Origin of the sequence: Parafrankia sp. EUN1f, from assembly GCF_000177675.1 — a bacterium.
In the GTDB taxonomy this organism is placed as follows: domain Bacteria; phylum Actinomycetota; class Actinomycetes; order Frankiales; family Frankiaceae; genus Parafrankia.
Genome location: NZ_ADGX01000039.1, coordinates 24,332 through 39,163, shown reverse-complemented (window position 1 = coordinate 39,163; position 14,832 = coordinate 24,332). Strand labels below are relative to the sequence as shown.

Here is a 14,832-nt window from a genome sequence, read left to right as displayed (position 1 = left end):
GCGGTGTCGCCACCGCCTGGCGACAGTGTCGCCACCGCCGGGTCAGACCTGCCGCCACCCTTTCAGGCGGATGTCCGCATCCTCCTACTCAGGGTGTCGAGGGCAGCACGGCGGGCGCTCTTGATCTCACCCAGCCGCGCCTGGTAGGCCGGCGAGGTCGCCAACGGCTGATAGAAGCCCAGCCGCGGAACAAAATCGGTCTCGTCGTACCCGGGTGGCCGGTAGAGCGGATAGGTACGGCCCGGAAATAGGAGGTCGTAGTTGTCGGCAATCTGCCAGACGGCGACATGCGGATCGAGGCGCCGCCGCTGGAAGTAGGCCTCGAGAACATCGATTGTGAAACTGATCTCATGGAACTGCTTGACCAGGTTGTGGTAGTGCTGACCAACCTGATACTTGATCGGCAGCTCGACCTGTAGACAGTCCGCGTAGTCGAGAAGGTCCAGAGCGAGAACCTTCAGGGAAGTCTCCACCCCGTAGCCACGGGAGAACGCGAGCGACGCAAAGACATCGGCGTCAATCACGAACTCCCCGATCAATGGCTGGATTGTCCGGGTGATGGACGGCACATGACGCGCGAGCTGCTTCGAGAGAAGCGAGCGCAGCATCTCGGTCGTACGCCCGCCGGGCTGCCCGTCACCGGTGACCCTACGCGAGCTTCCGTTCACGAAAAGCGGGGCGTTACCGGCGGTCGCCGCCGCCGCCAGAACGCCGACCGTGATCGGATCATAACTTTCAAGATCGGCGTCGTGAAAAATCAGCCGGTTACCGAACGCGAGGTACGCGAGGCTGCGCATGGCACCGGCCTTGCCACCGGCCGCGGCGTCCTCCGCCCCCGCGTGCCGTTCCATGACGGACTGGCCTCGGGCGACCCAGCTCGCCCCCGCCTCCGTCGCGATCCGCACCAGATCGTGCTCGTCACCGTCCGAGGACGGATCGACTATTACCCCGATCTCGTCGATGACGCTGCGTTCCTGCATCCACCGTTGCCGGTTGAGCGCGATGATGGTCCCGAGCGCCCGCGCCGCCTCAGGCCCGCGGGCGGGTATCAGCAGACTTAGCGTGACGCCTCTGTTGAGCTTGTCCACCTCGATCGCATCGAGGTCGAGGGTGGTGGGTTCGAGCGTTCGCACGGACGCCCCTCTCTCGAGACCTTTCTTGGCTTAAGACCCCCCCAGGTCCGACCACGCCCGCGCAGACGTGGCCGACATAACACCTGATGGTTCGCGTACCACGTGAACCACGTCAGGCGAAGCTTTCCGGGCAGGCGCTCCCCGGTCAACCGGACGCCGCTGGCGATCCTCCCTCTTCACACCTTTCCATACCTTTACCCGCGCGGATCCCCCTAGGACCGACCGCCGTGGAACACACGGCCGGCGTGCGGGGATCAAAGTATGGATGTTGCGCGACGGATCGTCACTCCCCCGGAGGAGTCCCCCAGAACATCACTTTCGGCCCGCTCGGCGCGCCGGCCCGGGCCAGGTTCACCGGCACCCGATCTCCCGGCCGCCGGCCGCCGCCCAGCCGGTGCGACGGGACACCAGACCCTTCGCCGGTGTACCCGGGAGCTGTCCGGACGACGCCCTGCGGGTCCGGACACGTCCGCGTGGATCCCGGCCGTCCCGGCTGGTCGGGCCCCGGTTGGGAAGGCCGGCTCGGCGACACGATGGCATGCTGAGGTGGTGGATGTCGTACTGGACCCGATGCGCCCGGACCTCCGGCTTGGCCGGACGCCGATCCCTGTCGTCGGCCGCGCCCGGGTCTATGTGTGCGGCATCACTCCCTATGCCGTCACACATCTGGGCCATGCGGCCACCTACCTGTGGACGGATCTGACAGCGCGGGTATGGCGTGCGGCCGGGGTCCAGGTGGAGCTCGCCCGCAACATCACCGACGTCGACGACGCGATGTTCACCGAGGCCCGCCGGCTCGGGATGCCCTTCGACCAGGTCGCGGCGATGCAGCGGTTCTCCTTCGACCGCTCGATGTCCGCGCTCGGGATCCAGCCACCGGACCACGAGCCGACAGCGCGCGCCGCGGTGACCCGGGTGATCGAGCTCACGACCGCGCTGCTGCGCGCCGGTCATGCCTACGAACGCAACGGCACCGTCTACGCCCGCACGGCCGAGGCCGCGGACCGCGCCGGCCTCGACCGGGCCGCGGCGATCACTCTCGCCGCCGAGTTCAACGACGACCCGCGGGATCCGGACCGTGACGACCCGCTCGACGTCGCGGTCTGGCGGGCCGACCCGGCCGAAGGCCAGCTCCCGAGCTGGCCCAGCCCCTGGGGGCCGGGTCGTCCCGGCTGGCACGCCGAGTGCGCGGCGATGGTGCTGTCGACCTTCGGCTCCAGTATCGATCTTCATGTCGGCGGCGCCGACCTGCGGTTCCCGCACCACGCCGTGGAGTCTCTGCTGGCCGAGCAGGCGACGGGCGTCCGGCCGTTCGCGCGGGCCTGGCTGCACCCCGGCACCGTCCGAGTGGGCGGGGTGAAGATGTCGAAGTCCCTGGGCAACCTCGCCTTCGTCGACGACCTGCTGACCCGGCACACGCCGGCCGCGCTGCGGCTGCTCTGCCTCGGCCGCGCGTGGGACGCCGACTGGGACTTCGACGAGTCGGCGTTCGACGCGGCCGAGGCGGCGCTCGACGGGCTCTATGCGGCCGCGGCGCGGCCCAACGGCGGTGGCGGTGGCGAGCGGGAGAGCCCGGCCGCGGCGGAGGTCGACGCGGCACTGCTCGACAACCTCGACACCGTCCGGGCACAGGCGGTGGCGTTGGAGGCCGGCGGTGACGCGGCCCGGCGCTTCATCTCCGTCCTGGGGCTGATCTGACAGCTCTGCGTTCCTGACAGCTCCGCGTCTCTGACAGCTCCGCGTTCCCGACAGCTCCGCGTTTCCGACAGCTCCGCGGTCGCGCCCCCCGGGACGGCCGCCGCCGGCAACGGCCACCATCACGGGCTGATCACCGGCTGACCGGGGAGCGAGCCACGACAGGACTGCGCACTCGCCCACACCGGGCGTACCGGGCCGTCCCCGCGACACAAGAATCAGACAAAAGCTCATACCCTGCGTCAAAGGATCGTGCACACTGAGCTACCATCAGGATGGTTCTGTTGTGGTTCAGGTCCGACCCAACGGGCTGAAGCTCTTCTGTCGGGCCATCTCCGGTACTCGGGCCATCCCGGGTACAAGGTGGCGTTGCGGGCCGCACCGGCGTCCCGGCTGCTGGGAGTGTGCCCGTCCAGCGTCTCCGGCGTTCGGATTCCGCGCTCCCCCGCACCACAACCCACGGACCCCGTTCCCGCGGACCCGCGCCCCTGCACCGGCGCCTCCGCAGCTTCAGGCATTCGTATTCGGAGACGCTGCTCATGCCCCGGTCGCTTCCGCCCGGCACCCGGTCGCCGGCGATTCCCGGTGATCGGTGACCGCACCCCGAGCCATGCGGCCATCGTCCGACTGCCGCCGGGCCTTGGCGCTGGGCGGCGGGATCGGCCTGCTGATCGTCTTCTGGGCGCTGTCGGCAGCTGGCATCCTGTCGGCCGGGCGCACCGCCGTCGAGCTGCTGGCCGGCGTCTGCGCCACGGCCGCGGTATGCGTGGGGGTACGCCGGCACCGCCCGGCGGCCACGCTGCCGTGGTGGCTGTTCGCCGCCGCCCAGGCCACGGCGACCCTCGGCGACTCGCTGCTCTACGGCATCGGGAGCCTGCTCGACCGGCACCGCTTCCCGGGGCTCTGGGACGTCTGCTACCTGGCCCAGTACCTACTGCTGGTGGCCGGCGTCGTCGTGCTGGCCCGCCGGTGTGGCCTGCCCGGTGGGCTCACCGACGTGCTGGACAGTGCGACCATCGGGGTCGCGGGGGCCCTCGTCGCCTGGGTCTATGTGATCGCCCCAGGTCTGTCGGCGGAGCATTCGTCCACGTTCGCGACCCGCGTCACCGCGCTGGCCTACGCCGCCTCGTTCCCGGCGCTGTTCGCGGCCGGCCTGCTGCTGGTGCTCGACCGCGGCCGGCGCGGACCGGCCGGCTACCTGCTCCTCACCCACCTCTCGGCGGTCCTGGCCGCATCGCTGCTCTACCTGCCACGGCAGATCGACGGGACGGACCAGAACGGGGGCGGCGCACAGCTCGTCGCCCTGCTCAGCGCGCTGGGGCTCGGCGGCGCCGCCCTCCATCCGAGCATGCGCGAGCTCACCACCGCCCGGAACCGGAGCACTGCGGTCCTGTCGACGTCCCGGCTGCTGGCCCTCACGGCGGCGGCGCTGGTCGCGCCGATCGTGCTGACGGTGCAGAGCGTTCGCGGCGAGACCGACGGCCTGGTGGTCGTCGCCGTCTCCAGCGGCGCGATGTTCGTCCTCATCATCTTCCGGATGGCGGGTCTGGTCGCGGACCAGCACCAGGCCGCGATCACCGACGGCCTGACCGGCGTGCACACCCGCCGCCATCTGGACGGTGAGCTGTCCGCGGCGGTCGACCGCGCGTTGCGGGAGGGCCACCGCCTCGGTCTGTTCCTGATCGACGTCGACCACTTCAAGTCGATCAACGACCGGTTCGGGCATCCGGTCGGGGACGACGTCCTGGTCGAGGTGGCGCGCCGGCTGCGGGCGGCGACCCGGCCCGGTGACGTGCTGGGCCGGTACGGCGGTGAGGAGTTCGCCGTCCTGGTCACGGACCTGCCCGAGATCGACCTCGCGGCCGTCGGGGAACGGCTGCGCCGCCAGGTCTGCGCCACGCCGATCCGGGTCGGCACCCGTTCGCCGGGCGGCCAGCTCGACCCGCCGGGCCGGCGCACCGACCCGCCGCGCCCGGGAGACGGGCCGCGTCCGGCCGGCGAGCAGCTCGTCGCGGTCACGGTGTCGGTGGGCGCGGCCGCCATACCGACCCATGCCGCGGACACGTTCGGCCTGGTCGCGGCCGCCGACAGCGCGCTGTACGCGGCGAAGAGCGCGGGGCGTGACCAGGTCGCGGTCAGCGGGACCATCGGGGCGCCCGCGGACGGCGACCAGCTCGCGGTCAGCGGAGCAGCCGAAGCACTCTGAGGCCCGGCACCGACAGGCCTGATGAGGCACCGACAGGCACCGGGTTTCGTCGGCTACGCGACATGACAGGCGTCCGACGTGCCGGCACGCGTCATCGCCAGGACGCACCTTGAGTGGTATGCGCGATTTGCCCGTTTAGGGCGCCTTTCGCAACGTAATCTCCGCGGAGAGCTCGAGCCTTCACCTCGAACGAAGAAACCTCGATCCTCCCACCGGCGTGTAGCGCCGAACACACCACCCCCCTCCCTCCCCGCGACACCCATCCGAGCGTCCCGCCCGAACAGTCGGACGAGGCGCTCTCGACGCCGTTCCCCGCTCCCCCGCTCCCTCTCCCCCGCAGGGGAACAGCGCCCAGCGGTGCACCACCCCAACGCCCACATCCACGCCCACGTCCACCGCCCACGTCGGCCCAGCGGAGTCGAGGAGGACTGATGTCCGGGTTGCTTTACCGGATCGGAGCTGCCGCGGCCACCCGGCCGTGGCGGGTCATCGGGATGTGGCTGGCCACCCTCGTCGTGGCACTGGGGCTCGCGGCCGGCTCCGGCGGCGAGCCCCACGACGACTTCAGCGCCCCGATGACGGCTTCGCAGCACGGGACGGACCTGCTGCGCGCGAACTTTCCGAACCTCGCGGGCGCCGACGCCCGGGTCGTGGTGCACGATCCCGACGGCGCCCCCCTGGACGCCGGCCTGCTGACGACCGTGCGAACCCGGCTCGCCGCCCTGCCGTCGGCTGTGGTGGCCAGCCCGCCCCAGCTTTCCCGGGACGGCGACACCGCCCTGCTCACCGTGAACTACACGGATCCGGTCGCCGACATGGACGCGGAGCAGGCGCTGGCGGACCTGTTCACGGCGGCCACCCCCGCCACCCAGCGGGGACTGCAGGTGGACGTCGGCGGCCAGATCTCGGAGAACCTGCAGAAGGTCGACGGCCGGGCGGAGGCGACCGGCGTCGTGCTGGCCCTGCTGATCCTGCTGATCGCCTTCGGGTCGCTGGTCGCCGCGGGAGTGCCGATCGCGGTGGCCATGATCGGCCTGGGGATCGGGGCGTCATGCATCACCCTGATCGCCGCGGTGACCACGGTGAGCTCGATCGCGCCGTCGCTGGCCTCGATGGTCGGCATCGGCGTCGGCATCGACTACGCGCTGCTGCTCGTCACCCGGCACGTGGAAGGACTGCGGGCGGGTCTGCCGGTTCGGGAGGCCGCAGGCCGGGCGAACGCCACGGCCGGCGCCTCAGTGGTCTTCGCGGGCCTCACCGTGATCCTCTCGTTGACGGGGCTGCGGCTCGTCGGGCTCAGCACCTATGTGACGACGGCGTTCACGACGGCCGCTGTCGTGATCGCGGTCGTGCTGGTCGCGATCACCCTCGTTCCGGCGTTGTGCGGCCTCGCGGATCTGCGGGTTCTGCGGCGCCGCAACCACGCCGAGCTGCTGGCGGCCCGATCCGTCGCCCGTTCGGTCGCCGCGGCCGGCAGCGGCGCGTCCTCCCCCGGAGCCCTCCTCGGCTCGGGTGAGCCCTCCGTCGCCGCGCGACGCACCCTGACCGCCGTCTGGGCGAGGCGCATCGGTAATCGGCCGGGCCCGTGGGCCTTCGGGGCGCTCATCATCCTGCTGGCACTCAGCGCGCCGATCCTGACGATGCGCACCTGGCCGCAGGACGCCGGCAGCCAGCCGGTCGACGTCACCCAGCGGCGCGCCTACGACCTGATCTCCAGCGAGTACGGGCCCGGCGCGAACGGCCCCCTGCTGCTGGCCGTCGACCTTCGGCGGATCCCGCCCGAAGCCCTGGCCGAGCTGGGCTCGAAGGTCGCCGCGGTCCCCGGCGTGGCTTCCGTCACACCGGCGGTCGTCGCACCGTCCGGTACCGCGGCGGTGATCGAGGTGGTGCCGACGACCGGACCGAGCGACGCCGCCTCGACCGAGCTGGTCAACCGGCTGCGCGACGACGTCCTGCCACCCGGCGTGGACGTCACCGGCACGACCGCGATCTTCGCCGACCTGTCCGCGCTGCTGGCCGAGCGGCTGTGGTGGGTCGTGGGCTTCGTGGTCGGCGTGTCCATCCTGCTGCTGACCATCGTCTTCCGGTCGCCGGTGGTCGCCCTCAAGGCTGCCGTGATGAACCTGCTGTCCATCTCCGCGGCCTACGGCGTGGTGACCGCGGTCTTCCAGTGGGGATGGGGAACCGACCTTCTGGGGCTGCCGCACAGCGTCCCGATGTCGAGCTGGCTGCCCGTCCTGATGTTCACCGTGCTGTTCGGGCTGAGCATGGACTACGAGGTCTTCCTGCTTTCCCGGATCAGGGAGGACTGGGTGGTCACCCGCGACCCGCGCGGCAGCGTGGTGCGTGGCCTCGCCTCGACCGCCCGGGTGATCACGAGCGCCGCCCTCATCATGATCGCCGTCTTCGCGGGGTTCGCCCTCGACCCGGACGTGACCGTGAAGATGGTCGGCGTCGGCATGGCGGTCGCGGTGTTCGTCGACGCGACGTTGATCCGCCTGGTGCTGGTGCCGGCCACGATGGCGCTGCTGGGCCGGGCGAACTGGTGGCTGCCGCGATGGTGTGATCGGCTGCTGCCCCAGGTCGACGTCCATGGTGAGCGTTTCGCTCCCGGACCGGCCGCCGCCGCGGTGGCGCCGACAGACCGCGCCGGCGACGGCAGGACGGCCGGCCACGCCACCGTCGGGAAGGCCGGCGCCGACAGGAAAGGCGGCACCGGTACCGATGCCAGTGCCGGCACTGGACGGAAGGCCGGGGCGGGCGGCGGGGAGCCGACCGGCCGCGGGTCGCTGGGCACCGGGGGTGGTCCGGCACCCGACCCGCCGCCCGCCGACGGGGGTGGCCCCGACTCCGGGACCAGCCCGAAGTCGGGTGGGACAGATCGCCTTAAACCTCCTTCCGGCCCGGCGATGGCCGGATCGGGCATCCCCACACAGGTCTCAACCGAGCCGATCGACCATTCGGCGAACGGCCGCGAACTGCACCGATGAGATTCCGTTTCCGCAGGTCAGAGCGGGTGTCGACAGCTGGCGGTTAGCACTTTCGATCGGCCGGCTAGCCCCGATCTGGGTGGCGGAATGGGGGGATCTGTCCTGATTAGCTGAGACGCCACAGGCAGAAAGTCGCCCCAGGCGGCCCGGCGGAAGAAGGCGACGCGGCGTGGACGAGCTCACCATGGACGGGCTCACCGTGGACGGGATCGCGATGAAAACGATCTCCATGGGTGGGTTCACCATCGACGAGATCACTGTCGAGCGGATCCTGCCGCCCGGTGCGCAGGGTCGGGGCGCGACCCCGGAACGCGACGACGACCCGGTCCGGATTCCGGTCCGGAGCCCGAGCGCCAGCCCCGCCCGCGGCGGATGGCTCGCGGCACACCCACCGGCGGGCGGTCTTGAGCTCGGCGACTTCACCTTCGCCGACCTCGAACCCGCCGGCCTGGGCCGGCTCGGCCTCGACCTGCGCCGCCTGGAACTGCTCGCCGGGTTCGACGCGGCCGAGGAGTGGCTGAGCGGTCGTGGGCTCGCCGGGATCGACGTAAGCCGCTTCGAGCCGGACGACGCCGCGGTGGACCTGGTCACCGACCTCACGGGCCGGCGGACCGCTGCGGCCGGCACCCGGCTCGGCGCCGACGCCAGGGCGGACACTGTAAGCGTGACCGCCACCAGCAACGGCCTTGACCGAGGAACAGACCTGTCAACCGGCACCGACGCCGGCCAGCGCGGCAGTGCCACGTCGCCGGCGCCGGGGTCGGGGTCGGGGTCGGGGTCGGTGCCGGCCCCCGTCCCAGCACCATGGTCTTCGAGCGGGCGGCCCACGACTACGACGCCGACGTCCACGGGATACCGTTCTTCCGCCCGCTGGGCCGAACGCTGGTCAGCGCCGCCGGCGTCCGGCCCGGCGAGGACGTGGTCGATCTCGCCTGCGGCCGCGGCGCCGTCCTCATCCCCGCCGCCGAGGCGACCGGGCCCACCGGTTCGGTTCGCGCCTTCGACCTGGCGCCGACCATGGTGGCGCTGACCGCCGCCGACGTCGCGGCCCGCTCGCTGCCCTGGGCGACTGTGGCGGTCGCCGACGCGACGAACCCTCCGGTCGAGCCGGCCAGTGCCGACGTCCTGCTCTGCGGCATGGGCCTGTTCCTGCTGCCCGACCCGGTGGGAGCACTCGCGCGGTGGCGTGGCCTGCTGCGGCCCGGCGGGCGGCTGGCCGTCAGCGTCTTCGGTGCCCCGGACCCGCTGTGGAGCCGGCCCGACTACCCGCTTCGCCTGGCGACCGGCCTGGGCGCGGCCGACCGCCGGCCCGGGCAGGCCATCCTGGCGGAAGGCGCGCTGGCCCGGGCGCTCACCGCGGCCGGATTCGAACTCACCCGGGACGATCTCGTCGCCACCGACCTGGTCTTCCGCGACGTGGAGCACTGGTGGCACTGGGCGTGGGGCACCGCGGTCCGCTCGATGCTCGAGAAGGTCGACAACGCCGACCTCCCGGCGATGATCGATGACCTCACCCGCTGGCACGCGCCGTCGGTGGACGCCGGTGGGCTGCACTGGCGTCCGACCATCCGGATCGTCACCGCGACGGTGGGCGCGCCCCGCGGCTGAACCCACCCGTCGCACGGCGCATCGGTAGCCCGGTAGGGAGAGTCCGAAGAGTCGAGGACTTCCGTCGTTCTGACGACCACGACCCTCAGATCCTGCTCGGCAGCAGCGGCCGGGGAAGGCCTCAGGCGAGGTAGCGGACCACCGTCTCGGCAACGCAGACCGGCTTGGTGGCGCCCTCCATCTCGATGGTGACCTGGTTGACCGCCTGGACACCGCCGGGCACGTCCTCGACCGTCAGGTTGCGGACGATGCCGCGGACCCGGGAGCCGACCGGGACCGGCTGCGGGAAGCGCACCTTGTTAAGGCCGTAGTTCAGCGCCAGCTTGATCCCGGTGACCTGCGCGACGTCAGCGGAGATCACCGGGATCAGCGACAGCGTGAGATAGCCGTGGGCGATCGTGGTCTTGAACGGCCCGTCCTTCGCCCGCTCCACATCGACGTGGATCCACTGCCAGTCGCCCGTGGCGTCGGCGAAACCGTTCACCTGCTCCTGGGTGATCTCCCGCCACGAGCTGGTGCCCAGCTCCTGGCCCTGCAGCTTCCTCAACCCGTCGATTCCGTCGATCGTCGCCATCTGGCGAGTATCTCGAAGCCGCGGCTGACACGCACCGGGAACGACGCGGGGCCGGGACGCTCACCACGGAGCGTCCGGGCCCCGCGTTCGGGCCCCGCGTTCGGGCCCCGCGTTCGGGCCCCGCGTTCGGGCCCCGCGTTCGGGTTCCGTGTCAGGCGTGCGCGACGAAGTTGAAGCGGTTGCCGTTGTCGAAGGTGCGGCGGAAGCTGCCGAGCGTGTACGGGCCGGTTCCGTCCATGTCGAAGATCCGCAGGCCCAGATCACCGTCGATCAGGCGGTACATCTCCTCCGCCGTGGTCCCGTACTTCCGGGCGGCGGCACCGAACTCGAAGATGATGTACGGGCGGTTCGTGGCGAGCAGCTTCTGCCCGCCCTTCAGCACGCCGTACTCGGCGCCCTCGACGTCGATCTTGATCAGGTCGAGGCGGTGCTCAGGCGGGAGGGTCTCGTCGAGCACCTCGACGACGACCTCGATCTCCTCGACCTCCTCGGCGCCCTCCGCCGTCCGCTGACGCAGCCCGCTGTACGCCGGCCGGCTGCGGACGTAGGCGAACGGGCTGACCCCGGACTTCTCCGCGAGCGCGGCCTGCTTCAGCGTGACGGTCGGGAACTCCAGGCAGAGGTACTCGAAAAGGTGCGGAAGCGGCTCGTAGGCGATGTGCTCACCGCGCGGGGCGTGCAGCACGATCGACTTGAGCACGTCGCCGCGGTGCGCACCCACGTCGATGCAGTTGGAGTCCTCCTGGAGCACGAAGGAGAGCAGCAGCGCGAGGTGTTGGTCATCGACCGCGTTGCGGCGGGCGCTGGGCAGCACGGTGCGGCGGACCAGCTTCAGCGCCGGCCCCAGACCCAGCTCGACCGCGGTCTGGCGGAGCTGACCGAGCTGTCTGTTCATCTGCTCCTGCATCGCGGAACGTCCCTTTCGCGAGCCATCCGTCCGGCGCGGGCCCGACGCCGGCTGCGCTTCGCTGCGCTGGCCGCCGGGCCGAGCCATCCAGGCTGGTTGTCCGAAAAATGCGCGGTCTGTGCTGTCACGCACAACACCGCGCACTTCGCCGTCGTGCCAATTGTGACAAGTCGCCCGGGAGGGCCCACCGCCACCCCCATCATTGGCCACAGTCCGGACACTGCGCCAGCTGCATCACCACGTACCAGCTCCAGGTCAAGGCCCGAAGGTGGTCAGAAACCGGACGGAAACCGGCCTGCCGCGGACCGGGCCTGACCTGGTCCGGACCCGGTCAGGCCCGAACCAGGCCCCGAACCCAGGCCCGAACATGCCCGGCGCACCGACCGGATCAGGCCCGGGCCAGGCCCGGTTCACCGACCGGATCAGGCCCGGGAGTCGAAGGCCTCCACCGGCGGGCAGGTGCAGACCAGATTGCGGTCCCCGTAGGCACCGTCGATCCGCCGCACCGGCGGCCAGTACTTCGCCGCCCGCAGCGACGCGACCGGGTAGGCCGCCACGGACCTCGGGTACGGGTGGTCCCAGTCGTCCCCCGTGACCATCGCGGCGGTGTGCGGAGCGTTGCGCAGCGGGTTGTCATCCCGCGGCCAGACGCCGTCGCCGACCTTGGCGGCCTCGGCCCTGATGGCGATCATCGCGTCGCAGAACCGGTCGATCTCGCCCAGGTCCTCGCTCTCGGTCGGCTCGACCATCAGTGTCCCGGCGACCGGGAACGACATGGTCGGCGCGTGGAACCCGTAGTCGATCAGGCGCTTGGCGATGTCGTCGACGGTCACGCCCGTCTCCTTGGTCAACGGCCGGAGATCGAGAATGCACTCGTGCGCGACGAGACCGTTGCGCCCGGTGTAGAGAACCGGGTAGTGCGGCGCGAGCCGGCGGGCGATGTAGTTGGCGTTGAGCACGGCCACCGACGTCGCCGCCCGCAGCCCGTCCGCACCCATGAGGCGGATGTAGGCCCACGGGATCATGAGGATGCCGGCGGATCCCCACGGTGACCCGGAGATCGGCCCGACCCCGGTCTCGGGGCCGGCCTCCGGGCACAGCGGATGGTTCGGCAGATACGGCACCAGCTTCTCGCCGACCGCCACCGGCCCGACCCCCGGACCACCGCCACCGTGCGGGATGCAGAAGGTCTTGTGCAGGTTGAGGTGACTCACGTCCGCCCCGAACCGGCCCGGCTTCGACAGCCCGACCAGCGCGTTGAGGTTCGCCCCGTCGACGTAGACCAGGCCGCCGGCGTCGTGCACCACCGCGCACGCCCGGGCGATGCCCTCCTCGTACACACCGTGCGTCGACGGGTAGGTGACCATGAGGGCCGCCAGCACCGACGCGTGCTTCGCCGCCTTCGCGGTCAGGTCGTCCAGGTCGACGTTGCCCTCCCCGTCGCAGGCGACCACGACCACCCGCATGCCGGCCATCGCGGCGCTCGCCGCGTTGGTGCCGTGGGCCGAGGACGGGATCAGGCAGACGTCACGCACCGGCGCGTCCGGCTCGGCGTGGTCACGGTGGTAGGCGCGGATGGCCAGCAGCCCGGCCAGCTCCCCCTGGCTGCCGGCGTTCGGCTGCACCGAGACGGCGGCGTACCCGGTGATCCGCGCGAGCCACAGCTCCAGGTCCCGGATCATCGACACGTACCCCGCCGCCTGGTCGATCGGGGCGAAGGGGTGGATGTCCGCGAAGTCGGGCCAGGTGACCGCGGCCATCTCGGTCGTCGCGTTGAGCTTCATCGTGCAGGAACCGAGCGGGATCATGCCCCGGTCGAGGGCGAAGTCGACGTCGGCGAGGCGCCGCAGGTACCGCAGCATGGCCGTCTCGGACCGGTGCGAGTGGAACACCGGATGCGTCAGAAAGGCCTCGTCCTCCCCGCGGACCAGCCCGGCCGGCAGCGCCGCCGGCACCGACACCGCCGCCCCCGCGGACGCGACCTCGGGCGCCGGGCCCTCGGGAGCACTCACGCCGAAAGCCGCCCAGACCGCACGCAGATCCGCCTCCACCGTCGTCTCGTTGCAGGAGACGCCGACATGGTCGGAGTCGACGAGCCGCAGGTTCACCCCGTGCGCGAGCGCGTCCGCCACGACCTGCCCGGCCCGCCCCGCCACCCGGGCGAGCACCGTGTCGAAGAACTCGTCGTGGACGATCTCCACACCGCCGGCACGCAGCCCGGCCACCAGCCGCACCGCCTGCGCGTGCACCGCGCCGGCGATCGCGGCCAGCCCCGCCGGGCCGTGGTAGACGGCGTACATCGAGGCCAGCACGGCCGGCAGCACCTGGGCGGTGCAGATGTTGCTGGTCGCCTTCTCCCGCCGGATGTGCTGCTCCCGGGTCTGCAGCGTGAGGCGGTAGGCGGGGTCGCCCGCCGCGTCCACCGAGACACCGACCAGCCGGCCGGGAAGCATCCGCTCAAGGCCGGAACGCACCGCGAGATAGCCCGCGTGCGGGCCGCCGAAGGACAGCGACAGTCCGAACCGCTGGGTCGTGCCGACCACGATGTCCGCGCCGAGACCGCCGGGGGCGCGCAGCAGCGTGAGCGCCAGCAGATCGGCCGCGACGGTCACGACGATGTCGCGTTCCCGCGCCTGGGCGATGAGGCCCCGGGGATCGCGCACGCCCCCGTTCGCGCCCGGATAGGACAACAGCACGCCGAAGACGTCCGGCAGGATGTCGGCCGGCACGGCCGCCGCGGCGGGCCCGGCTGATCCGTCCGACAGCGCGGTGGCTTCGTCCGCCGGGACGGGAGACTCACCCGGCGCCGGCGTCGGCCGGGGGGTGAGGCCGTCCCGGAGATCGGCGACGACGACGGTGATTCCGAGCGCCTCCGCCCTGGTACGGACGACGGCGATGGTCTGGGGCAGGGTGTCCGCGTCGATCAGGAAGGTGGAACGCTTCCCCCGGGTGGCGCGGTAGGCGATCTGCATCGCCTCCGCCGCGGCGGTGGGCTCGTCGAGCAGCGAGGCACCCGCGACCGCCAGACCGGTCAGGTCCGTGATCATGGTCTGGAAGTTCAGCAGAGCTTCGAGCCGGCCCTGCGAGATCTCCGGCTGGTACGGCGTGTAAGCCGTGTACCAGGCCGGGTTCTCGAGCACGTTGCGCTGGATCACCCCCGGCATGACCGCCGGGTTGAACCCCAGGCCGATCATGGAGGTGACGCGACGGTTGCTGCCGGCCAGCGCCCGCAGCTCCGCGAGGACCTCCGTCTCGGTGACCGCCGGCGGCAGATCGAGCTCGGTGTCCCGGATGGCGGCGGGTACCGCCGCGTCGGTGAGCGCGGTCAGCGAGCCCAGGCCCAGCTGATCGAGCATGGCCAACCGGTCGGCGTCATCCGGGCCGATGTGGCGGTCGACGAACCGTGGGATCGCCTCGACCACGAGCGCGGCACCCGACTCGGGCCGCTGCCGCGGGGGCGCCTGGCGCTCGGACGCGGCATCACGCCCAGCCGTCGTACCGGCGCCGTTCGTGGTCGAGGTGCCATTCGCGGTACTGCCGTCAGTGGTACCGCCGCCAGTGCCGGCGGCCTGAGCGGAGGAACCCGGCGGCGTCGCCGCAGTGGTGATCTCGGTGGTCATCGTCGCTTCGCTCCGGAGGTCGTGCGACGCCGAAGAGAGACCAACACCGAACGGTTACGACACCGGACGGCCGTGGTCCCCCGCCCGCGTCGCGGCGGG

8 protein-coding genes are annotated in these 14,832 nt (G+C 71.6%); 4 read left to right on the top strand and 4 right to left on the bottom strand.

Annotated elements, in window-relative coordinates; translation table 11 throughout:
* Positions 1-62: 62 nt before the first annotated feature.
* Positions 63-1,133 (bottom strand): hypothetical protein, encoded by a 1,071-nt coding sequence (locus FREUN1FDRAFT_RS14185; RefSeq protein ID WP_006540768.1) that lies wholly within the window; start codon positions 1,131-1,133, stop codon positions 63-65.
* 570 nt (positions 1,134-1,703) lie between these two features.
* Here FREUN1FDRAFT_RS14185 and FREUN1FDRAFT_RS14180 point away from each other — a divergent pair.
* The 4 genes from FREUN1FDRAFT_RS14180 to FREUN1FDRAFT_RS14165 all read left to right on the top strand — a co-directional run bounded on the left by FREUN1FDRAFT_RS14180 (position 1,704) and on the right by FREUN1FDRAFT_RS14165 (position 9,632).
* A complete protein-coding gene (locus tag FREUN1FDRAFT_RS14180) occupies positions 1,704-2,831 on the top strand; it encodes a cysteine--tRNA ligase (protein ID WP_006540767.1) in 1,128 nt (375 codons plus the stop codon).
* Between the two features lie 589 nt (positions 2,832-3,420).
* A complete protein-coding gene (locus FREUN1FDRAFT_RS14175; protein WP_232295189.1) occupies positions 3,421-5,034 on the top strand; it encodes a diguanylate cyclase in 1,614 nt (537 codons plus the stop codon).
* Positions 5,035-5,465: 431 nt separating this feature from the next.
* Complete coding sequence (locus tag FREUN1FDRAFT_RS14170; RefSeq protein ID WP_006540765.1) at positions 5,466-8,024, top strand: MMPL family transporter; 2,559 nt, start codon at positions 5,466-5,468, stop codon at positions 8,022-8,024.
* A gap of 804 nt (positions 8,025-8,828) precedes the next feature.
* Positions 8,829-9,632: a class I SAM-dependent methyltransferase gene (locus tag FREUN1FDRAFT_RS14165; RefSeq protein ID WP_006540764.1), complete on the top strand. Its 804-nt coding sequence runs from the start codon at positions 8,829-8,831 to the stop codon at positions 9,630-9,632.
* A 121-nt stretch (positions 9,633-9,753) separates the two neighbouring features.
* Here the strand turns inward: FREUN1FDRAFT_RS14165 and FREUN1FDRAFT_RS14160 are convergent, their stop codons facing one another.
* From FREUN1FDRAFT_RS14160 to gcvP, 3 genes are all read right to left on the bottom strand, one after another.
* A complete protein-coding gene (locus FREUN1FDRAFT_RS14160) occupies positions 9,754-10,206 on the bottom strand; it encodes a MaoC family dehydratase (RefSeq protein ID WP_006540763.1) in 453 nt (150 codons plus the stop codon).
* A gap of 151 nt (positions 10,207-10,357) precedes the next feature.
* Complete coding sequence (locus tag FREUN1FDRAFT_RS14155) at positions 10,358-11,101, bottom strand: FkbM family methyltransferase (RefSeq protein WP_232295188.1); 744 nt, start codon at positions 11,099-11,101, stop codon at positions 10,358-10,360.
* Between the two features lie 434 nt (positions 11,102-11,535).
* A complete protein-coding gene (gene gcvP / locus FREUN1FDRAFT_RS14150) occupies positions 11,536-14,733 on the bottom strand; it encodes an aminomethyl-transferring glycine dehydrogenase (RefSeq protein ID WP_006540761.1) in 3,198 nt (1,065 codons plus the stop codon).
* Positions 14,734-14,832: the final 99 nt, after the last annotated feature.